Origin of the sequence: Microbulbifer variabilis ATCC 700307, assembly GCF_000380565.1 — a bacterium.
Classification (GTDB): Bacteria; Pseudomonadota; Gammaproteobacteria; order Pseudomonadales; family Cellvibrionaceae; genus Microbulbifer; species Microbulbifer variabilis.
The window spans coordinates 32,556-53,787 of the sequence record NZ_AQYJ01000021.1 but is presented as its reverse complement, the minus strand read 5'-3'; the positions used below and the strand labels follow the sequence as shown (position 1 = coordinate 53,787).

The 21,232-nt window shown below is 47.2% G+C and carries 17 protein-coding genes; 7 read left to right on the top strand and 10 right to left on the bottom strand.

Going from position 1 to position 21,232, the window contains the following annotated elements; all coding sequences use genetic code 11:
* Window positions 1-33: 33 nt before the first annotated feature.
* The 3 genes from G367_RS0103380 to nhaA form a co-directional block, all read right to left on the bottom strand.
* On the bottom strand, window positions 34-399 hold the full coding sequence (locus G367_RS0103380) for an MmcQ/YjbR family DNA-binding protein (protein WP_020411688.1): 366 nt from the start codon (window positions 397-399) through the stop codon (window positions 34-36).
* 24 nt (window positions 400-423) lie between these two features.
* The gene (locus G367_RS0103375) at window positions 424-1,797 is read right to left on the bottom strand and encodes a hypothetical protein (RefSeq protein WP_020411687.1); all 1,374 of its coding nucleotides are present in this window, start codon (window positions 1,795-1,797) and stop codon (window positions 424-426) included.
* Window positions 1,798-1,911: 114 nt separating this feature from the next.
* Window positions 1,912-3,372 (bottom strand): Na+/H+ antiporter NhaA, encoded by a 1,461-nt coding sequence (gene nhaA / locus G367_RS0103370; RefSeq protein ID WP_020411686.1) that lies wholly within the window; start codon window positions 3,370-3,372, stop codon window positions 1,912-1,914.
* Between the two features lie 126 nt (window positions 3,373-3,498).
* Here nhaA and G367_RS0103365 point away from each other — a divergent pair, with 126 nt between their 5' ends.
* The 3 genes from G367_RS0103365 to G367_RS22975 all read left to right on the top strand — a co-directional run bounded on the left by G367_RS0103365 (window position 3,499) and on the right by G367_RS22975 (window position 8,065).
* A complete protein-coding gene (locus G367_RS0103365) occupies window positions 3,499-4,260 on the top strand; it encodes a TlyA family RNA methyltransferase (RefSeq protein WP_020411685.1) in 762 nt (253 codons plus the stop codon).
* A gap of 261 nt (window positions 4,261-4,521) precedes the next feature.
* A complete protein-coding gene (locus G367_RS22985) occupies window positions 4,522-5,025 on the top strand; it encodes a thermonuclease family protein (RefSeq protein WP_020411684.1) in 504 nt (167 codons plus the stop codon).
* Window positions 5,026-7,000: 1,975 nt separating this feature from the next.
* Window positions 7,001-8,065: a bile salt hydrolase gene (locus tag G367_RS22975; protein WP_020411682.1), complete on the top strand. Its 1,065-nt coding sequence runs from the start codon at window positions 7,001-7,003 to the stop codon at window positions 8,063-8,065.
* Window positions 8,066-8,184: 119 nt separating this feature from the next.
* On the opposite strand, the gene G367_RS0103345 is transcribed toward G367_RS22975, so the two are convergent.
* The 3 genes from G367_RS0103345 to G367_RS0103335 all read right to left on the bottom strand — a co-directional run bounded on the left by G367_RS0103345 (window position 8,185) and on the right by G367_RS0103335 (window position 9,652).
* A complete protein-coding gene (locus G367_RS0103345; protein WP_020411681.1) occupies window positions 8,185-8,580 on the bottom strand; it encodes a GNAT family N-acetyltransferase in 396 nt (131 codons plus the stop codon).
* Between the two features lie 46 nt (window positions 8,581-8,626).
* A complete protein-coding gene (locus G367_RS0103340; RefSeq protein WP_020411680.1) occupies window positions 8,627-9,094 on the bottom strand; it encodes an OsmC family protein in 468 nt (155 codons plus the stop codon).
* 213 nt (window positions 9,095-9,307) lie between these two features.
* Window positions 9,308-9,652, bottom strand: a complete 345-nt coding sequence (locus G367_RS0103335; RefSeq protein WP_020411679.1) for a 4a-hydroxytetrahydrobiopterin dehydratase — start codon at window positions 9,650-9,652, stop codon at window positions 9,308-9,310.
* A 262-nt stretch (window positions 9,653-9,914) separates the two neighbouring features.
* Between G367_RS0103335 and G367_RS0103330 the strand changes: the two genes are divergently transcribed.
* A complete protein-coding gene (locus tag G367_RS0103330; RefSeq protein ID WP_020411678.1) occupies window positions 9,915-11,738 on the top strand; it encodes a DUF885 domain-containing protein in 1,824 nt (607 codons plus the stop codon).
* 20 nt (window positions 11,739-11,758) lie between these two features.
* On the opposite strand, the gene G367_RS22970 is transcribed toward G367_RS0103330, so the two are convergent.
* Window positions 11,759-12,445, bottom strand: coding sequence for a sterol desaturase family protein (locus G367_RS22970; RefSeq protein ID WP_020411677.1), 687 nt, complete (start codon window positions 12,443-12,445; stop codon window positions 11,759-11,761).
* 212 nt (window positions 12,446-12,657) lie between these two features.
* On the opposite strand from G367_RS22970, the gene G367_RS0103320 reads away from it, so the two are divergent.
* Entirely contained in the window at window positions 12,658-13,575 is a 918-nt protein-coding gene (locus tag G367_RS0103320; RefSeq protein WP_026304906.1) for a LysR substrate-binding domain-containing protein, read from the top strand.
* 185 nt (window positions 13,576-13,760) lie between these two features.
* Here the strand turns inward: G367_RS0103320 and G367_RS0103315 are convergent, their stop codons facing one another.
* Together G367_RS0103315 and G367_RS0103310 are read right to left on the bottom strand one after the other, a co-directional pair.
* The gene (locus G367_RS0103315) at window positions 13,761-15,269 is read right to left on the bottom strand and encodes a fumarate hydratase (RefSeq protein WP_020411675.1); all 1,509 of its coding nucleotides are present in this window, start codon (window positions 15,267-15,269) and stop codon (window positions 13,761-13,763) included.
* A gap of 151 nt (window positions 15,270-15,420) precedes the next feature.
* A complete protein-coding gene (locus G367_RS0103310; protein WP_020411674.1) occupies window positions 15,421-16,176 on the bottom strand; it encodes a hypothetical protein in 756 nt (251 codons plus the stop codon).
* 333 nt (window positions 16,177-16,509) lie between these two features.
* Here G367_RS0103310 and G367_RS0103305 point away from each other — a divergent pair, with 333 nt between their 5' ends.
* Complete coding sequence (locus G367_RS0103305; RefSeq protein WP_020411673.1) at window positions 16,510-17,091, top strand: superoxide dismutase; 582 nt, start codon at window positions 16,510-16,512, stop codon at window positions 17,089-17,091.
* Between the two features lie 232 nt (window positions 17,092-17,323).
* Window positions 17,324-19,201 carry a DUF885 domain-containing protein gene (locus tag G367_RS0103295; protein ID WP_020411671.1) on the top strand — a complete coding sequence of 626 codons (1,878 nt, stop codon included), beginning with the start codon at window positions 17,324-17,326 and terminating at the stop codon, window positions 19,199-19,201.
* Window positions 19,202-19,278: 77 nt separating this feature from the next.
* Here G367_RS0103295 and G367_RS0103290 read toward each other — a convergent pair whose 3' ends face one another.
* On the bottom strand, window positions 19,279-21,096 hold the full coding sequence (locus G367_RS0103290) for a DUF885 domain-containing protein (RefSeq protein ID WP_020411670.1): 1,818 nt from the start codon (window positions 21,094-21,096) through the stop codon (window positions 19,279-19,281).
* Window positions 21,097-21,232: the final 136 nt, after the last annotated feature.

Here is a 21,232-nt window from a genome sequence, read left to right as displayed (position 1 = left end):
TGAGTCACGTCTGCGTATTGGTTTGTTGTACTGTTAGCGGTATAGGATATCGGCGCCATAGGCCAATTCAAGGGACTGCCGCTCTATCTTGCGCAGGCCTTTTACTACCAATCCATAGGATCGATCTGCCATCCGCTCAATCTCATAATCTGGCACTGTGCCATCCAGCAACACCGTATTCCAGTGCTTCTTGTTCATGTGGTACCCCGGCAGCACGCCGGGGAAGATATCCCTCAAGGCCTGAGCCTCATCCGGGTCACACTTCAGATTGGAGGCATCCACTCCACGGTAACGGCTGAGGGTAGCAAACATTCGCCCCTTGATCTTGTATACCGCCACATCTGGACCAAAGGGAAAATCCTCAATAGCCTCAGGGCGAGATAGCAGATAATTCCTCATCGCCACTCTCAACATAATAAAACCCTACCAATCCAGTGAAGACGGCAGGCGCGGTGAGGACAGCAGTTTGGCAAAACGGTGCCAGCGCTCATCGGTGTTATCAGTACCGCGCTCTACATAATCCGCCACCAGCTTTTTCCCCCAGTTATAATTAATGACATAAGCGCCATAGGCATCCACAAAGTCCTTTCTTTGCTTGGCTTTGGCCGGGCTCATCAGGGTGTACTTCTCGAATAGCGCCGGCACATCATCACCTTCGATTTCCCCATCAATATATTGGCGCGCGATCTCATTACCGGCAAAGCTCAACTTATCCACTAGCGCCATAACGCGATCGTACTTTATAGCATTCTGCGGATTCAGCCCGGCCAGGGGGTAGAGTACTTCCATCTCAAAGCGGGTCTTTTCCTCACCAGGAAAGGCCAGCTCAATACCATAGTTAGCACTGCCCTCGGCAATAAGAGACTGGGGGCTGAACAGAGGGTAAACACTGTATTCCACCCAGCCGCGCTCTTTCACCAGGGACTGCTCCAGCAGCGCATTGTAGGTGTGATGACCGGGATAACCCTCATGGCACCCCAGATCTATAGCGCGATCAATAGTGATCGGCAGACCACCATTCACCTGGATTAAACTGTGGGAGCCCCCCTGGTACCAGTTGTAACCGCTCCAGGGCTTGTCGCTGACATACTCCAGTACAAAGTTCTCATTGTCCGGCAACGGAATGTACTGCTTGGTACGCAGACGACACTCTCTAATTGACGCATCGAATACCGCCTCAAGCTTGTCTGCGGGAATCTCAAAATTACTGCGAAATGCCTGTACCCGTTCACTCAGTGGCTGGTCACCCGGTAGCAACTCTTCCAACTCCGTAAGCAGGGGCTCAAACCTGGCAAAGTCCTGCTTAGGTGGCTGGGTGTCATACAGCTCGCGGGCCTCCTGGGCGAAGTTGCGTTCGCTTTCACCGGAAAGGCGCTTAGCGTGGGCCACCAAAGCCCCCAATTGGGTTTTCAGGTAGTGAAGACGAAGGCCACCCATAGAACCATCTGCTTCTCTACCGACCGGTAACCGTTCAAGTAGCGCCTCCCCACGCTGGGCAATTTCTGCAGTGCTCGCGCTACTTTGCTGTGCCTGCTCACGCCACTCGGCTGGGCCGTAAAAAGCATCCACATAGCTCTTGTCATGATTACCCAGCTCCAGTACCAGGGAAACATACGCCCTTGCCACATCGTCAATAGATAAATCGCCCTTCGCTTCTTCCATAGCCTGTTTTGCCTCAATAACCTTCGGTGGTATCGCCGTATGGATCTCACTGGCTTTTTTTCCTTCACATGCACCCAAAAACAGTGGTACAGCTAGCATCGGCAACAGACCCACCGCTTTAATCGCTTGCATCATTATTATTTCTCGCTCGACTCATTTAATACCGATATTGATTGTGTGATGAATTGTCTCTGGTGGGAACCGCAGCCCCACAAGGCAGGGGCCCACAATCAAAATGACGACAGGAACTTAGCTATGTTTTCCAGGGTGCTCGTCCGCTGCACTCTCCCCGAGGCCCTCCTCGTCTTCTACCTCCAGGTGCACACCTTCAAATTCTTCTGACACAGGTGCACTACGCAACACCAGAAAACCAGCGATACCGGCGATCACAGAGGCTAACAGAATGCCCGCCTTGGCCTGTATCAACAGATCCGCCTGGGTGCTAAACGCCAGCTCGGCAATAAATATCGACATGGTAAAGCCGATACCGCCTAGTAATGCCACCCCAACAATATGTTGGAAGTTCGCCGATTTAGGCAGCTTGCCCCACCCCAACTTCCAGCCAATCCACGTAGCACCCACGATACCCACCAACTTACCGATCACCAAGCCGGCAATAACCCCCAAAGTAACAGGGTTAATCACCGCAGTAGTGCTGGTAAAGCTGTCGAACGGAATACCCGCATTGGCCAGGGCAAAGATGGGGATTACCAGGAAGCCCACCGGGGTATGCAACCGGGTTTCCATACGCTGCAAGGGAGACTGTGCCAGGTTCACACCATTACCCAGAGCCATGACTCGAGCACGCAAAGCATCATTGGCAATAATCTTGTCTCCCGGGCGGAAGCAGCGATCAAAGCTGCGAATAATATCTTTTACAAAAGTACTGAACGCCACCGGGTCATATTTAGGTTTGGCAGGCAATGCCATAGCGGTAATAACGCCGGCAATGGTTGCGTGAACACCGGCCAGGTAGAGTTCATACCACAACAAGACCCCAACAAAAACATAAGCTGGGGAGCGGCGCACACCGGCAGCCTTTAACAGCCACATAATCACCACCAGGCAACCCGAAGCAATCAGCGCAGTCAGGTTTACCTGTTCGGTATACCAGATTGCTATTACCAGGATGGCACCCAGGTCATCCACAATGGCCAGGGCCACCAGGAAGGTTACTACCGCCCGGGGCACCCTGTTACCCAGTAACGCAATACACCCCACTGCAAAGGCAATATCTGTAGCCATAGGGATACCCCAGCCACGCTCTGCCTCACCGCCAGAATTAAAGGCGCCGTAGATCAGGGCCGGAACCACCATGCCACCAATGGCTGCCATTACCGGCAATACCGCTTGGCGCAAGTCGGAAAGCTCGCCCACCATAAATTCGCGCTTCAATTCCAGGCCTACCAGAAAAAAGAAGATTGCCATCAGGCCATCATTAATCCAGTGATGAAGGGAAAGAGAAAACTCCCACTCCCCTGCACTAAGGCTGATAGGCATATGCAGCAGGTGTTTGTACGCGTCTTCCAGGGGGGAGTTGGCAATAATCAGTGCAGCCAGCGCAGAAAGCATCAGTAAAATGCCGCTGCTGCTTTGTCGATGGATAAATTCTTCGAAAGGTGTCACCAGGCGCCCAAAGGCCCCTTCTAAAGGCGCTTCAAATACCTTTCCTTTACGAATCTTGAACTTATCCAAAACGCTTTTTGCCATCGACTGACGTCCTCCTACCTAAAGACTAGCCCTACAAAAACGAGGGCCGCACTTCTACCTACGGGAGCCAGAGGTTAGCATGGCCACTGTATTCTTAACCATATTGACAGGATTGCATTGCAGAAGATGACCCGATTGGACCAATTGCTCGTAAAGAGAAAACTCGCCAATTCCCGCACTCACGCCAAAAAGCTGGTTGATACCGGCAGGGTCATGCTATCTGAAGGCGGCCCCCTGGAACTAGCACGCAAAGCCGGGCAATTAGTCAGTGACGATTGTTCCCTTAATGTCACACCGTTACCGGAAGATCAGTATGTCTCCCGTGCCGGATTAAAGCTGGCAGCCATTCTCGATCACACAGGCTTAAACCCAAAGGGGTGGCACGCCTTGGATATCGGCTGTTCCACCGGCGGATTCAGTGACTGTCTGTTGCAGAAAGGCGCAAAATCTGTCGTAGGAATAGATGTTGGTCAGGGCCAGTTGGCAGAGAAACTCCTGGTGGACCCACGTATGCACCTGTTTGAGGGTATTAATGCTCGCCACCTGGAAGCCTCTCAGATAGCTCCCTATGGGGACGACGGGTTTGATACCATCGTTATGGACGTATCCTTTATTTCCCAAACATTAATACTGCCGCAGCTACCCCCTCTTTTAAAACCAAAAGGCCAATTGTTGACCCTGGTAAAACCACAATTTGAAGTTGGTCCCGAAGGTATTGGTAAAGGGGGCTTGGTGCGCAATACAAATCTCTACCCACAGGTGCGCCAGAGAATCACACATTTATGTGATGAACTGGGACTTGAGATCAAAGAATACATTGACAGTCCAATTAAAGGTGGCGATGGCAACCGGGAATTCTTACTTTGGGCAGTACATAGGGAAATATGAGCGAAGAGAACTGAAAAAAGTTTAATATTACTTTACGCCAGGGCCATCATATTTTGAGGGCCTTGACAATTTCGTTTAAAAATTAAAATTTCCAAATAGATCTTAGATACTTACCATTTAGAGTTAAGGAATATCTCTATATTCCTCTAAAAACACTCCCTCCTTTAATAAAAACTATTTATTACTATCACAATTTATAAATGAACACGTAATAAATGCTCCCTATCCTGCGCACATAAAACAACGGCCCGGATAACTCCAATGAAACGATTAATCTTGTTGTGTGCATTCTCCAGTTCATTGCAAGCAGCTCCACTGACTAACTACAGGATAATAGATGGTGACACAGTTCACGGATATATTTCTGGTGAATATGTTGAGATACGCCTTCAATGTATTGATGCACCAGAAACCTATCCCAGTACGCAAACGTATGGCCCAGAGGCTACTCAAATCCTGAATTATTTATTGTCATTTGGCTCTGTGGATTTCCAATCTACAGGGAGAGATCAGTACGGCAGAGAAACTGGCTATCTGTTTGTAAATGGGTACAACATCAATCAAGAAATGGTCGCAAGAGGAGCCGCTTGGAATTATGCCTACTATTGCGGGGATAAATTCGAGATTGAGCAAGAGTTTGCATACTACTCCAATCTAGGATTGTGGGGAGAAGCAGAAGCAAAAGACCCCTACTGCTTTCGCAAGAGCCTGGATCACGCTTTTTGCTATTACAATCCGGAAAATAATTTAATTCCAGATGATTGACTCACTATAAAATTATCAACGCTAACTAAATTTCACAACACTTAATAAAGCGGCCTGAAGAATTTAATAGATTCTCTACCAGGCCGCTAAAACTATAAATTTTATATAACTCTACATTTGAAATTTTTGGAACAAGAATTGCTCAACCTTTGCTTCAGCTATTCTAATTCTTGCGGGCTAATTCTCAAAATTAAATGACGGGGCTTTCCATAGTACCCTAAAGCCTACTTCATATCTCCTTTGACTATATAGGCTTCAGCCAAGCTACTCAACACTTTGTAAGTTTCTGAGTATTCAGCATTCAACTTAAGGAACTATATTGCCCGATCAACATCACCCCAGAACCACTTATTGCATAACCGACTATAACAATAAAAATTGATAACATCCCCCATTAGGAAAAAATTTCCACAAAGCGCTTTCATACATTCTCAAATATCTGTCAATATTGCTCACCAAAAAAACCTGGCCTGACTGTCAATCATATAACCTTTAAACAGGTCTTAATTCGCTATAGAAACCAATAACGGACATCGTGGAATACTTTTCTTATAAACCATATATCACAGAATCAACATACAGACCAATAAATTCTGAGACATGATTTCCCTTGAGAAATACATACTTATTCATTGAGATGTAGCTATACATAACTTGTATTTATCAAGTGGCTCACTTCATACAAAATCGGTACATTTCTTCAGTAAAACCTGATCGCCCTACCATATACCGGGAACAATCGCAGAGTAAACATTAAAAGTCTTGGGGAATGAATAAAAATGATAGATAGCTTAAAACCTTGCAAATAAACAACCTGCTAGGACTTGCCATCCTGAAGTCGGACAACCTTCATTAATCTCAGTAATACCTAACGCTCCATTTCGATATCCAACATAGTTAATCTGCAGCCTGTTTGGTGAGCTATCTCTTACTCATTCCTGGCTTATAATTCCAACAAGAATCATTCCAGGAATAATTGGAGTAGTATCAGAGGCCATTTGTTTAACCGTGCCAGTAAAATAGGAAAGAAGCTATTTAAATCTACATCAAGAAACTAAAGAACTGGATATTTTTTCAATTCACCTTTCCGATAGGAAGTGAGTGGAGGTACCCAGCACTCCCGCTCCTCATTCAAAACTTCCAAGGTAATTACTTTGTGCTTATTTAGCGTAATTTCGTTAGAATCAACGCCTACACTAAAAAATGCAAGTAGGTCAATTAAATAATTGACCCTCACCCATTTATCCCTCACTCTAAAAAAACGCCTTAATTGCCATGAAGCATCTGACTACTCTAATCAGGATAGTAGGATTCACCTAGCCCAGAAAGGACAACCAATTCCATGGCAACCATTGCTGCCGAAAGTATAAACATGGTGGAATCGATTCGCTTATCCATTACTACGTCGTACTTATCGATAATATTACTTTTGTTAACTATTAGGGCCCTATTTTCCCTGATCTGCGACTCAACCATAAAAGGCAATAATGTGTCCTGTTTTGCCCAGGTCTTCACTCTCCCAGTAGAGTCAGGAAAGCCTGCAACCTTTTCCCCTGCACCAAAAACTGCCCATTAGCCATTTTAATGTTGTCATAGATTCCAGCCAAATTATCGAGTATCTGTTTATTCGGGGCTACATCAAATAAGGTTCCATATCCCCCGCCAATATAAATAAAGCTACAAAAAACATAAAGACTACTATCTTAAACTAGCAAGATAAATTTCTTTAATGCTAATACCTATACCCTTATCATTTAAAACATTGACTTCGACTAATTTATACTAAATGACAATTCAGCCAAGACTTTTCCAGCCAACCTCATTAAATAAAAATCTCACTCGCTCCCGGTACTTCGCCTAACTAAACAAAGACTAGGAGTAGATATCCGCCAAGGTTAGTCAGTGCATATTAGAGCTCATAAGAAAGAAGCTAAACTACTTATCTTTCATCCACGCCAAAAAGGCGATTCGTGCAATGATCAAGGTAACTATAAGAAGAGTGCTACTGATTATCTCACTGCTTCTACTTTTTTGGCCATTCAAACTCTATGCATGCTCCCGGGTTGCCTGGAATACCGGGCAAGGTGTTTTTGCCGCCAGATCAATGGATTGGGGACATTCTTTTGAGGATATTCTTTATATAAATCCTCGAGGCATGAAGATGATTGGTGAGGATGGCCATAACCCCGCCAAATGGACTTCAAAATATGGAAGTGTTGTACAAAGTATTATTCCCTATGCCCGCCAATATGGCTTCTCAAATAATGACGGTGCTACCGACGGAATTAACGAAAAAGGTCTAACGGCACATATTCTATATCTTGGAGCAACCCGCTACGCCAAACCAAATAATACGCCAGGGGTATCCTATATGCGCTGGCTGCGTTTTATTCTCGATAACCATGCTACAGTCGCAGATGCTGTCATCGGGATGAAAAATATACGCATATCGCCAGTGAAAGTTGGTGGCGAAGTACTTGGTGCACATATGGCAATAGAGGACCCAAGCGGTGATTCAGCTATCTTCGAAATAATCGATGGTAAATTAGTTGTACATCACGGTAAGAAATTTTCGGTTATGACAAATGACCCACCTTATGAATGGCAGCTTCAAAACCTGCCTTTTTACCAAGGCTTTGGAGGACTTAAATCTGTTCCAGGAGGGATTGATGGCGCTGACCGTTTTGTTAGATTATCTTACTATCAACACAATCTACCAAAACCTGCCAATGATATTCAGGCAGTCGCTTACCTCCTAAGTGCTATTCGCACTGTGGCCGTTCCTTTTGGCGCACCTTACAGTCGCCCCAATCAGGAAGAGGGGCCTGAAGAACCATCTACTTACCCCACTTGGTGGCTTTCGGTGATTGATTTAAAACGCCGAATTTACTATTTCAACTGGGTTAAAAATCCAAATATTGTTTGGGTAGATTTACATGGAATTGATTTTTCAAAAGGCACAGGAAAGCGGGCTGCCGACCCAAAGAATCCCCAATTGGTTGGAGATATCACGAAAGTATTTAAGCCACTAAAAAAATAAACAGAAAGAAATACAAGATGTACAAGTTAACCCGAAAACACCATTTAATATCAAACACTCGGTCCGATATTCCATATGGCCTTAATTACAGCCAAGATTTTACATACTTTGATGTAAATCTACTTCAACATGTACATCCCCTCACTTTCAGGGCTGCTTAACTTAAATCCAAACTTCTCGTATAGCTCCGGTACATCCGCCATAAGAGTAATATAAGCTGAAGGCATGGCCTCCCGATCCAAATAAGACATCATATGCCTCATCACCAAGCGCCCTAAACCTTGCCCCTGGTATTTTGGATCGACAGCAACATCAACAATTTCAAAATTCAGGGCTCCATCCCCTACTACCCGCCCCATAGCAATAGTCTGTGAGCCTATTTTGATGTGGATGCCATACAGGCTATTGGGCAAGCCTTTTTCCGCAGCCGCTCTGGTTCTCGGGGTAAGTCCAGCAACTTCCCTCAAACGAAGAAAGCCTTCAACGGGAGCCACGTTCTCTACCACTGTATACATAATATCTTAAATACCCCTTAATAAATCACAACACTTAATAGGTCAGCTAATCCTCGCGAATTTCTGTAACTATTTCCGAGTTAACAGAATTGGCAATAAAACACTGTTTATGTGAAAGATGATGGATTTTTTCCAGCTGCTCCCTACTGGGCTTCTTATTTCCAAAAAAACGCACCAGGGGGCGCAGAGTAACCTTGGTCATTGCCAATTTGCCCTCCTTATTCGTATCCATTAGACCAACTGCTTCATCACGATACTCATCCACCACAAAACCTCGCTTGGCAGCAATGGCCAGGAAGAACAGCATATGGCAACTGGAAAGTGCAGCGACAAAAGCTTCTTCCGGATCAACATTCTCTGCAACCGAATATGGAATGGGAACCACATGAGGGGAGGAGGAAGCCGGGACGGACAGGCCACCATCAAATTGCCAGATATGAGCGCGACTGTATTGATTATCGGTAAAAATCTGGTCGTTGCGCTGCCAAACTACTGTGGAAGTGTACTCAGACAAAATCTCTCTCCTTTTATCCAGGGCACACAATTTCTGTTCTTACAGATAGAGTCTTTCTCTGCTATTTTGACTGATTGTCTGAAATCTACGGGCTTACTCGGGGACTTCCAGAGAGGGCAGCCAGTTGGCAGGTATCTTCGGTGATCATTTCCAACCTGGGGTCAGGGCCGGGCACTTAGGGACAGGGGCCGCAGAGCGGCCCCAGAGGTGCTATCACTCAGCATCCAATTGCTGGTCAGTACGTGCAGCCATAATAAAGTCATTCTTGTGCAGGCCCTTAGCCTCATGACTCCACCAAGTCACAGTAACCTTACCCCATTCGGTAAGCAACGCGGGGTGGTGCCCCACCTCTTCAGCAATAGCACCAACACGGTTAGTAAACGCCAGAGCCTGCTTGAAGTTACGGAACTTAAACACGCGCTCCAGTTGCATGATGCCCTCTCGGGTCATTGGGGTCCAATCTGGGATCTGACGCAGCAATCCAGGAAGTTCGTTATCACTGACCAGGGGCGCATCTGCTCGGCAGGCTTCACATTGTTGTTGGGCGAGTTCGGTCATAAATGAGTCCTCAACACCTTGTTTATTATCGGCTATTTAGCGTGGGCTCCACTCTAACCGGGGCTCCCCAGCGAAACAAGCACACACTCAAAAAAGGCATTTTATACGGTTTTAACACGCCAATATGATACAGCCTGCTAAAAGCAGCGGGATAAGCCACTGTTGGAGACATTTGGTGCCGACCAGCCGCAGCAACGCCATCAAGTGTGTTAATTTTTGAACAGCCCCCAGGTATTAGAAGCCCAGCGAAGCAAGGACTCTTATGAAAGCCCTTTTGTGTATGTTGATATTACTGTCATTCCTCTCAACTAGTGCCTGCGGTCCACAGAGTCTGGATAAGAACCGTATTACCCCCCCGGAGTCCGAAACTATCGCAGAAATGCGTGCTGAGACAGAGCTGACTTTCCAGCAATTGAGTGAACAGTTCGTTAATGGGCTCTGGCGTCTTTTTCCGTCCTGGGCTGTTCGTGAGGGCTACTATGATGTCGCCACCCAGATACAGGTACCCAATAAGGCCTACCGGAAATACTTGCTGGATTTTGCAGAGACTTATGAAGAAAAGTTTAATGCACTGAACATAGATCAGCTGAGCATCAACGCACGTACTGACTTGGCATTGATCTTAAACTTCCTTCTGCGTTTACAGTGGGAATATACCACCTTCAAATCTTTTGAATGGGACCCCTCTAATTACAATGTTTCTCATCCTTTTGCCCTTATATTGAATACGGAGTATGCACCTTTAGAGCAACGCTTACGAACTTTTAGTACTCGTATGCGCAAGGTACCGGAATATTATCAAGCTGCTATGCATAACATCCGCAGGCCCGCCGCCCCTCAACTGGCACTGGCTATCCAGCAAAATGAAGGGGCCATGGAAGTGTTCGGTGAAGAGACAGAAAAGAAAGCAGTAAACAGCCAATTGTTCGACGATGAAAAAGCAGTTTTCCAACAGCGCCTGGAAGTAACTCGCGAGGCTATCCAAGGCTATATTACATTCCTGAAGAAACTACAAAAAAAACTGGAAAAAACTGGAAAATTCCGCGATTTTCGTATTGGCGAAAAACTCTACGAGGAAAAATTCAATTTTGATATCCAGATTGGTATAAGTGCAGCCGAACTTTACGAGCTTGCAATGGAAGAAAAGATATTAGTTCGAGATAAAATGCTAGAGCTATCAGAAAAACTCTGGCCCAGATATTATCCTAAAAAAGCCCCACCTTCAGATAAGCAACTCAAGATCCAAAAGGTACTAGATAAACTATCCGAACACCATGCCACAAAATATACTTTTAAGGGGAAGGTTGAACAACAAATTCCAGAATTAGCCACTTTTGTAACTAAGAATAACTTGCTAACACTGGATAAAAACAAACCTCTGATTGTACGCACCACTCCACCTTACCTTCAAGGTTTTGCTGTTGCCTCCATCAATGCTCCTGGACCTTACAATAAGAATGCCATTACCTATTACAATGTAATGCCTATGGCACAGCTCAGCGACAATCAAGCTGACAGCCTGCTACGAGAATACAATAACTACACCCTGCAGATCCTCAATATCCACGAGGCCATCCCGGGACACTATACTCAGTTGGTTTATGCCAACCAATCCCCCAGCCTTATAAAAAGTATTCTAGGTAATGGAGCCATGATCGAGGGGTGGGCTGTCTATGCTGAGCGTATGATGTTAGAAGCTGGATATGGTAACTTTTCTCCAGAATTGTGGCTTATGTATTACAAGTGGAACCTGCGCACTATCACCAATACAATCCTGGATTATGAAGTTCAAGTAAAAGGCCTTAATGAAGCCGATGCACTTAAGCTGATGATTCAGGGCGCATTCCAACAGCAGGCTGAAGCTGAGGGCAAATGGCGGCGAGCCACCTTGAGCCAAGTACAGTTAACCAGTTACTTCGCGGGTTACACTGACATACTTTCTCTGCGTGATGAAATAAAGCAGAAACTCGGGAAAAAATTTAATTTAAAAGAATTTCACGAAGAATTTCTCAGCTTTGGTAATGCACCTGTACCGATAATTCGAGAGCTAATGTTGACCCAGCTGGAGGAGACGGGATCTATTTGAACCAAATACGTTCTAGAGCTCTAACTCTCGCTCTTCTGACAATACCCAATAGATTCCCAATGAAAAGTACCCAGCAAAAAATCAAACAGGGGGATAGTCAAATTAAAGTTACATTGATTCATCAAGTTACGTTGATGATGTATACGATGTAGTTGAGCCAACTCACGCAGAACGGGAACTCGATGAAACCAATGATCCAGAGGCTGGTGGTATCCCAAGTGCAACAATTCATAACCCAAATGATTTACTACAATAGTCACAATCAAGAGGTAAGCAGCATTCATCGACAAGAAAATAGAAAAAAAATACCCTAAACTCGGGGCTATCACTAAAGCAAGAGTTGCCGTTAAGTAAGTAGGGAAAAGTACTATCCTCCAGTCTCTGGTAGTATCAATTGAAAACAGGGGCGGAGAGAAAAAACTGTGATGATCCCCAGTATGTCTGCGATAAAAAACTCCTGCAATTCTAATTTTTTTATGACCAGCCCAACGATGACTTGCGTATTCAGAAAAGTTATATAGAACAACCCCTACGGGGATCACTAATAACTCCCAAGGTTTTAACATATCCAACTGAAATATGCAGTAAATACAAACTCCGACGCCAATAGCCAGAATACCCGATAGATGAAACCACCCGCTGTAACGGCTCTTCACTCGTGCCCGGTACCCGGCTCTGAAAGTAGCCGCATCGTGATTGATCGACATATCTGCTCCTTTTTATTAGAGTTGGTATTCCGTAAAGCTATATAAACAATCAGAATCAGGCTGTTTGATCACATCTCTCTAGAAGTGATGTAAAGGGTGCCCCTCATCAATTGCATTAGCAAATTTAAGAATTTGATTGACCAGAAATATAATCAGGCGGATGATTGAATTCTAATAAATAATAATTAACAGCATTATTTGTGAGATTGATAATGTCGAGTCATCTCAGATCAATGGACTTGAATTTACTGCCTGTATTTGATGCCCTGATGGTCGAACGTAACCTGACTAGGGCTGCAGTAAAGCTACACATGAGCCAACCTGCAGTAAGTGCCGCTTTAAAGCGCTTGAGATCCACCTATAACGATGCCCTTTTTATCCGCACCGCAAAAGGGCTACGCCCTACCGAGCGTGCCCTGTCACTACACCCTTCCATTCACACCGCTCTTGGAGCAGTGAGATCCAGCTTTCAGCAACTCGACTTTGAACATCATGAGGCAGAAAGGGATTTCTCGATTGTTCTACCCGATGTGGTGGAAACCCTTATGATTCCAGGACTCAGTGCCTGGCTACGAGAGTATGCACCTGGGATAAGGCTCACAATATTGCCTGACGAATCAGAGATGACTTCCAGAATGGTAAGCAATGGTGAAGTCGACTTAATTATCGATTATTTACCATTAGAATCTCCCAATTACAGCAGCCTGATTATTGCCGAAGAGGAATTGGTGGTGATCGCAGGAGAGCATAATGAGAAGGTAGGAAAATCCATCTCTGAAGCGGATTTTCAATCAATACCACAAATATCATTGCTGAGGGGAAGCCCCGTAGGCTCACCGATGGAGAGGCTGGCCAGACCGAATAAATTGCAGCGCAATATTTGTCTGCGTGTCCCACACCTATCCTCCTTTCCTCATATAGTCGCCACCACCGATTTAATTGCCGTTGTACCCGCAAGGATGATGAAGTTCTCTCATTACCGAGCACTACCTGTTCGTACAATTGAGCTGCCTATGGACTTCCCCAAGGTCAGCCTGCAGCTGATTTGGCATAAGTCACAAACCAATAACCCCGCCCATCGCTGGTTAAGAGAAACCATTTTGCAGCTTTACCCAGAGCTGGGTATGTAGAGGCTTTTGGAGTGTGCTGCACCAGGATGAATCTAATTGAGGCATTAGGTTAGGCTTTTACTATGCCTGTTTACAGTGACTAGCTGAGAAGACAACCTAGTCCCGCCAAACTTAATCCCTAAAAGCTTGAAGACAAAAAAAGCCGGGAACTTCGCGGACCCGGCTTGTTTAAATTGGGGCAGCCCCTAGGCGATACCCTCCTCAATTTTTGCCTTCCAGATCAACGGTCCAGTGGTATGCACAGACTCACCCAGGCTATCGACAGCTACGGTTACTGGCATGTCCTCCACCTCAAACTCGTAGATGGCTTCCATACCCAGCTCCGGAAAAGCAATTACCTTGGAGGCTTTAATCGCCTGAGCTACCAGGTACGCTGCGCCGCCCACAGCCATCAGGTATACCGCTTTATTGTCACGAATCGCTTCAATTGCCACTGGGCCACGCTCTGCCTTACCGATCATCCCTTGCAGGCCAGTCTCTTCGAGCATAGTGCGCGTAAACTTATCCATACGAGTCGCGGTAGTTGGGCCTGCGGGGCCAACCACTTCATCCCGCACAGGATCTACCGGCCCTACGTAATAGATAAAGCGGCCAGTCAGGTCCACTGGCAGCTTCTCCCCTTTCGCTAGGATATCCACCATTTTTTTGTGAGCGGCGTCGCGACCAGTAAGCATCTTGCCATTCAGTAGCAAGGTTTCACCGGGCTGCCAGCTCTGCACATCCTCTGCAGTGACGGTATCCAGGTTGACACGGCGAGTGTTGCTGCCAGCTTCACGAGTAATTTCCGGCCAGTCTTCCAGCTTCGGCGGAGTCTGGCACGCGGGGCCAGAGCCATCCAGAGTGAAGTGCGTATGACGAGTAGCGGCACAATTGGGAATAATCGCCACTGCCTTGTTAGCTGCGTGAGTAGGATAATCCTTAATCTTTACATCCAGGACAGTGGTCAGTCCGCCAAGCCCCTGAGCACCAATACCCAGTTTGTTTGTGGAATCATATAACTCCAAACGAAGCTCTTCAGCACGGCTGGAGGCGCCGCGCTCTTGCAGCTCCTGAATATCGATAGGATCTAGGAGTGACTCCTTAGCCAGTAACATGGCTTTCTCAGCAGTACCACCGATGCCGATACCCAGCATGCCCGGCGGGCACCAACCAGCGCCCATCTGCGGCACCATCTTCAAAACCCAGTCCACTACGGAGTCAGACGGATTCAGCATGGCAAACTTGGTCTTGGCTTCACTGCCCCCCCCCTTGGCCGCTACGTAAACTTCGACAGTATCACCGGGTACAATCTCGTAGTGGATGACCGCTGGAGTATTGTCACCAGTGTTTTTACGCGCGCCATCAGGGTCATCAAGAATAGAGGCTCGCAGCACATTGCTGGCATTCTTATAGGCACGACGCACACCTTCGTTCACCATATCGGTGACACCCATTTCAGCGTCCCAGCGCACATTCATGCCCACTTTCAGCTTCACGGTCACAATACCCGTGTCCTGGCAAATGGGACGATGGCCTTCGGCGCACATACGTGAGTTGATCAGTATCTGTGCCATGGCGTCCTTGGCCGCCGGGTTGACCTCTTTCTCATAAGCCTTATTCAGGGCCCGAATGAAGTCCTGTGGGTGGTAGTAAGAAATAAATTGCAGCGCGTCAGCCACGCTATCGATCAGATCATCCTGGCGGATAGTGGTCATACCCAACTCCGATTAACGTCTCAAGGCCGGCGATTCTACACGAAATGTAGGGTTATAGACCGGTTATTGATTTGGCAAGGGACTTGTTGATTTATCAGGGCAATAAAAAAGGGCGAACATAGGGTTCGCCCTTTTTTATTTCTCGCAATGCCTACATAGATGAGGCAGTTGGCTCGCTGGCCTGCAGGGAGCGAATTGCATCGCGCAATTGCACCAGATCTTTATTAACAGAGCGTCGATAAGCGTCGATAGACTCCACAGCTTCCTCATTAGCGCCAACACGCATAGTCAGGTCACTGCGCACAGAAGCTAGTTGTCGTTCCAAACGCGAAATTTTATCCGTCATCTCGCGCTTGCTGTCGGTGTTACTCTTGCGCAGCTCCGACAATGCAGTTTCAACAGCGGCAATCTTCTTCACACTGGCATCGAGGCTGCCCAGCTTGGTATTGAGTGCAGCAACCTGCTTCTTATTGGCTGCAACAGCTGCTTTATTCGCAGTGATACTCTTGCGGTTAGTATCGTAAGCAACACCCCAGAGTTTACGAATCTCAGAGGAGTTCTCTTTGGCTTTAGCATTTAGCACCTCAACAGATGCCGTGGATTCCTCGTCAGAGAGATTAAAACGCTTCTCCAGCTCGGCAATCCGGCTCTCCGCATCGGCAATACGGTTTTCGGCATTAACCAATTGAGTACGGCTCTCTTGCCACTGCTGGTAGAGAAAACCTGAAGCGGCAAGCCCGCCCATAGCGAGGACAAGTGCACACATACCGAGGAAGGAAAAACCTCCGCGGCGCTCTTCAACAATAACCTGCGGTTCAGTCGCCGCCTCACTCTCTCTTTGTGACCGTGGGTCCAGTGCTGGTTCAATAGCGGCGCTGCCGTCCAGTGTGGGCTCTCTGCGTTGCATGTATTAATACACCCGGTAGCTAAATCTGCTGAATTCGGTACCGGCTGGTTCAAAACAGCCCAGCCAGGTACCGGTAAATCGAATACTATGTGGCAATCAAAGCCGAGACAGATTCGTCGAATTCTGCGGCAGTTATACCAAAAATTGACGAAAAAGTAAGCGGCCACTGGTAAGAATAGACGACAGTCGCACACTGTCATCAATATACCCCCCCCCTTGAGTTCGAGGAAATCGTCCCAAATTCCCCTATTCAATCGCGCCGGCTTAATTCTGGCATACGGCGCGTGTAGAATGCTCTCACCAATAACCCGAAAACAAAGGAAGGAAGACACCATGGCTTTCGAATTGCCCGAACTCCCCTACGCGATGAATGCCCTGGCCCCACATATCTCCGAAGAGACTTTGGAGTACCACTACGGCAAACACCACAAAACTTACGTAGATAAACTGAACGGCCTGCTGGAAGGCACCGCTGATGCTGACAAATCCCTGGAAGAAGTCATCAAGTCCTCCTCTGGTGGTGTATTCAATAACGCGGCCCAGGTGTGGAACCACACTTTCTACTGGAACTGCCTGAGCCCCAACGGCGGCGGCGAAGCCACTGGCGCAATCGCTGAAGCTATCACTGCCGCTTTCGGCAGCTTTGAAAAATTCAAAGAAGAGTTTACCACCAGTGCCGTTAACAATTTTGGCTCCGGCTGGACTTGGCTGGTGAAAAAGGCTGATGGCTCAGTTGCAATCGTGAACACCTCCAATGCAGCTACTCCACTGACCGAAGAGGGTGTAACTCCCCTGATGACCTGCGATGTGTGGGAACACGCTTACTACATCGACTACCGCAACCTGCGTCCGAAGTACATGGAAGCCTTCTGGAATCTGGTGAACTGGGAATTTGTAAACCAGAATTTCGCTTAATCGCGAGTTCACCTAAAAAGCGGGCCCTGTGCCCGCTTTTTTATTTTTGGTCAGGGCGCAACTGTGACACCGAAGTGGAGGGAAACTGCCTCTGGCCAAAAGCACCACAAGTGCGCACAATACCTTCTACTGTGCGCTTTGGAACTGCAAATTCCATAGCAACGAAAACCTAGAGAATGCCACTTGAGTGGCACAAAGTAGCAACGAACCTCCGAACACTGGGAATATGCTCATGAAGTTGAAACCGACCCTGATCGCAGCTGCCATAAGTGCTCTTGTTATCAGCGGCTGTGACCGCGGCAAACCGAACACAGCGGAGCAGAATATGACCGCTCCTGCAGCAGAAAGCAAAGCCTCACAAGACACCACTACCGAGGTAAGCCAGGAAGCCATCAAACAGGTTAACCAGATGTTCGAGGACTTCTTCCAGGAGCATCTTTCCCGCAGCCCAGAATTCAAAACATTCCTGGGCAAAAAAGAGGACTACGATAAGTGGGACGACCTCTCCCCGGAATTCGCCAAAGAAACCCTGGAAATTGACAAGCGTCAGCTGGCTGAACTAAACAAAATTGACCCCAGTAACCTGGACGAAGCCACCCGACTGAGCTTGCGCTTGGCCAAGCGTAACCTGGAACAGGATATCGAGGGCTATAAGTGGCGCAACCACAGCTATCCCGTCAACCAGATGTACGCCACACACACCAGTGCGGCCTCCCTACTTATTAGCCAGCATCGCATTGACGATGTAAGTGATGCTGAGGCTTATATCGCGCGCCTGAATGCAATGCCCAAGTACTTCTCCCAGTTGGAAGAGAAACTGAAAGCCAATGCTGAAGCCGGCACTATTGTACCAAAATTCGTATTCCCCTACGTGATCAGTGATTCGCAAAACCTGATCAATGGTGCACCTTTTAACGGTGATAAAGACAGCCCTCTGTTTGCTGACTTTAAAGGCAAAGTAGAAAAACTGGATATTGGCAAAGAGCAGAAACAAGCACTCATCGACAAAGCCAGTACCGCGCTGAAAGAGAGCACGGGCCCCGCCTATGAAAAACTGATCGGCTATTTGCAGGAGCTTGAGAAAAAAGCCACCACCGACGACGGCGCCTGGAAACTGGCTGATGGTGAGGATTTCTACAAATTCCGCCTGGGTGTATACACCACTACCGACATGACTGCTGATGAAATCCATCAGACAGGTCTCAAAGAAGTTGCACGTATCCACGACGAAATGCGTGAGATCATGCGCAAAGTAAAGTTCGAGGGTAACTTGCAGGAATTCTTCGAATTCATGCGAACCGACAAGCAGTTCTACTACCCCACTACAGAGGAAGGTAAGGCGGAATACCTGGAGAAAGCCACCGCTATTATCGACACCATGAAGGGGCGTTTGGATGAGCTGTTTATTACCAAGCCCAAAGCTGAACTTGATGTAAGAGCTGTTGAGCCATTCCGTGAAAAATCTGCCGGCAAAGCCTTCTATCAGCGCCCTGCTCCAGATGGGTCCCGTCCCGGCATTTACTACGCCAACCTCTACAACATGTCAGATATGCCCACCTATCAAATGGAAGCACTGGCTTACCATGAGGGTATCCCCGGCCATCATATGCAGCTCTCTATCGCCCAGGAGCTTCAGGATATTCCAAAATTCCGCAAATACGGTGGCTACACGGCCTATACCGAGGGCTGGGGGCTCTACTCAGAGCTGGTTCCCAAGGAACTGGGTTTCTATGAAGACCCCTACTCTGACTTTGGTCGCCTAGCTATGGAGTTGTGGCGCGCAGGCCGTCTGGTTGTGGATACTGGCCTCCACGCCAAGAAATGGACTCGCGAACAAGCCATCGACTACTTGGTGGAAAATACCCCCAACCCAAAAGGCGATGTAGTTAAGGCTATCGAACGCTATATCGTCATGCCCGGCCAGGCGACCGCTTATAAAATTGGCATGCTCAAGATTGTCGAGCTGCGCGAGAAATCCAAGGCAGAGCTTGGTGACAAGTTTGATGTTCGCGGCTTCCACGACACTATTCTAGCCAATGGTGCAGTGCCACTTGATGTACTGGAAGAGCTCGTGAATGAATGGGTCGCACAAGTGAAAGCGAATAGCTAGCTTCATATAACAAAAGTAACCCCAATAAAAAGGCCGCTCATTGAGCGGCCTTTTTATTTTATGGGTACGAAAAAGCATTACCCCTTTTTCATTGTGATCCAGCTGTCCACCTGCTGCTCAAGCACTGCCAATGGCAAGGCTCCATTAGTTAAGACCACGTTGTGGAACTGTCGAATATCAAAGTCGCCACCCAATTTTTCACGGGCCCTTTCACGCAGCTCCAGGATTTTCAACATCCCTGCTTTATAAGCCAGGGCTTGGCCCGGCATCACAAGATAACGTTCAATTTCAGTGGTAACTTCAGTTTCTGTCATACCAGTTTTTTCCACCATATACTCGATAGCTTCCTCACGACTCCAGCGTTTGTGATGCATGCCGGTATCCACAACCAATCGCACAGCACGAAACATTTCCGCCTGCAGTCGACCCAGGTCATCATAGGGGTTTTCCTGGAAACCAGCCTCCTTCGCTACCTGCTCAGCATAGAGGGCCCAGCCTTCGGCATAGGCAGTAAATAAACCCATTTTTCGGAAAGTGGGAACGCCCTGTAATTCCTGGGCTATCGCCAATTGGAAATGATGGCCGGGAACAGCTTCATGATAGGCCAAAGTGCGCATGCCAAACTTCTTGGTTTCATGAACATCTCGCAAGTTTGCATAAAATACACCGGGGCGAGAACCATCCATAGCCGGGGGATTATAATAGGCGCCGGGAGCCCCCTGCTCCTTAAATTCAGGCACACGACGAACTTCAACACCCATCGCCGGCTTTATATCAAAGTAATCTCCCAAGCCCGTATTTACCTCATCAATCATCGCTTGATAATCGGCTATGATCTGCTCACGCCCCTGATCAGAATCCTCATAGAGGAACTGGGGGTCATTATTAATCCCCGCGAAACGCTCACTGATACTGCCGCTATCCTGGCCTACCGAGGCGAAAATTCGGCTCATCTCCCCTTCAATACGAGCAACCTCCTCAAGACCAATACGATGCAAATCCTCCGGTTTCAAATCAGTGGATGTATGACTGCGCACTTGGTAAGCGTAAAATTCATCACCATCCGGTAATGCCCAAACCCCATTATTTTCATAGACCTGTGGTTGCAACTCACGGTAATAAGCGATCAGGCTTTTATATGCAGGATAAACTTCCGCATCAATCAAAGCCTCACCCCTACCCAGAATACGTGTGCGCTCCTGCTCCGGTAATCCTTCAATTTTCCCTAAGCGCTCTTGCAAAGAGGTAAAGAGGATATTTTCATGAGCAGGAACAGCAATAAAACCCTGCATCTCCTCCAATACACTATCGATAACAAAGCGAGGTGGTAGAATTTTTTTCTGTTCACGGATTCTTAACCCGTCAAGCACCTGGGAGAACTTTCTATCAACCTCGCTTAGCCGGGAGAGATAATACTCTGCCTCTTTGACATTATTGATCTGGTGTACTTCGGCAAGAAATTCGGGCAAGCTATTTTGTACCCCAAACATCTGGTTAAGCGGATAATTATGATGTTTCCACCGCTCTCCCTCCACCATATTGCCAAGAAAGTGAGCAAACACATCGTATGAAATTGCCTTCTGCCCGTTTAGCTCCTCGCGGTTATACCCCTGCAGCACTGCCAGCTCATCTTTAATCATTTGCATCTGGCGTTGCTGTTCTTCTTCAGAAACATCATCCAGGTGAGCATTGTGCCCATCGATACCAAATTGCTCCAACACCCGCAGTTGGGAGAGAATCTCTGGACTGGTGCTGCCGAGCTTAATAAAAGCACGCTCGAAATACACATTGATAGACCAGGGTTTAAAATAGATCGCATTGACAGCAAAGACCGATACTGCTACTACCCCGAGTAATAGTATCCCGCCTAACCATTTGGATATCCTTTTTATCATTATCTTCTCCTCCTAACTTGTGACTCCATTCTCACTCTATAATGAGGTCTGGCACAACCGCTCTGGCTTTTTAGTGCGACGAATAAGTAGAATTGAGCGACAAAACACCAACTGAAAATCAATTTAGGTAAGTAGC

Bases quoted from the DNA above. Each gene is read 5' to 3' on its own strand.
- G367_RS0103380 (WP_020411688.1), bottom strand. From the start codon at position 399: ATGAGGAATTATCTGCTATCTCGCCCTGAGGCTATTGAGGATTTTCCC.
- G367_RS0103375 (WP_020411687.1), bottom strand. From the start codon at position 1,797: ATGATGCAAGCGATTAAAGCGGTGGGTCTGTTGCCGATGCTAGCTGTA.
- nhaA (WP_020411686.1), bottom strand. From the start codon at position 3,372: ATGGCAAAAAGCGTTTTGGATAAGTTCAAGATTCGTAAAGGAAAGGTA.
- G367_RS0103365 (WP_020411685.1), top strand. From the start codon at position 3,499: ATGACCCGATTGGACCAATTGCTCGTAAAGAGAAAACTCGCCAATTCC.
- G367_RS22985 (WP_020411684.1), top strand. From the start codon at position 4,522: ATGAAACGATTAATCTTGTTGTGTGCATTCTCCAGTTCATTGCAAGCA.
- G367_RS22975 (WP_020411682.1), top strand. From the start codon at position 7,001: ATGATCAAGGTAACTATAAGAAGAGTGCTACTGATTATCTCACTGCTT.
- G367_RS0103345 (WP_020411681.1), bottom strand. From the start codon at position 8,580: ATGTATACAGTGGTAGAGAACGTGGCTCCCGTTGAAGGCTTTCTTCGT.
- G367_RS0103335 (WP_020411679.1), bottom strand. From the start codon at position 9,652: ATGACCGAACTCGCCCAACAACAATGTGAAGCCTGCCGAGCAGATGCG.
- G367_RS0103330 (WP_020411678.1), top strand. From the start codon at position 9,915: ATGAAAGCCCTTTTGTGTATGTTGATATTACTGTCATTCCTCTCAACT.
- G367_RS22970 (WP_020411677.1), bottom strand. From the start codon at position 12,445: ATGTCGATCAATCACGATGCGGCTACTTTCAGAGCCGGGTACCGGGCA.
- G367_RS0103320 (WP_026304906.1), top strand. From the start codon at position 12,658: ATGTCGAGTCATCTCAGATCAATGGACTTGAATTTACTGCCTGTATTT.
- G367_RS0103315 (WP_020411675.1), bottom strand. From the start codon at position 15,269: ATGACCACTATCCGCCAGGATGATCTGATCGATAGCGTGGCTGACGCG.
- G367_RS0103310 (WP_020411674.1), bottom strand. From the start codon at position 16,176: ATGCAACGCAGAGAGCCCACACTGGACGGCAGCGCCGCTATTGAACCA.
- G367_RS0103305 (WP_020411673.1), top strand. From the start codon at position 16,510: ATGGCTTTCGAATTGCCCGAACTCCCCTACGCGATGAATGCCCTGGCC.
- G367_RS0103295 (WP_020411671.1), top strand. From the start codon at position 17,324: ATGAAGTTGAAACCGACCCTGATCGCAGCTGCCATAAGTGCTCTTGTT.
- G367_RS0103290 (WP_020411670.1), bottom strand. From the start codon at position 21,096: ATGATAAAAAGGATATCCAAATGGTTAGGCGGGATACTATTACTCGGG.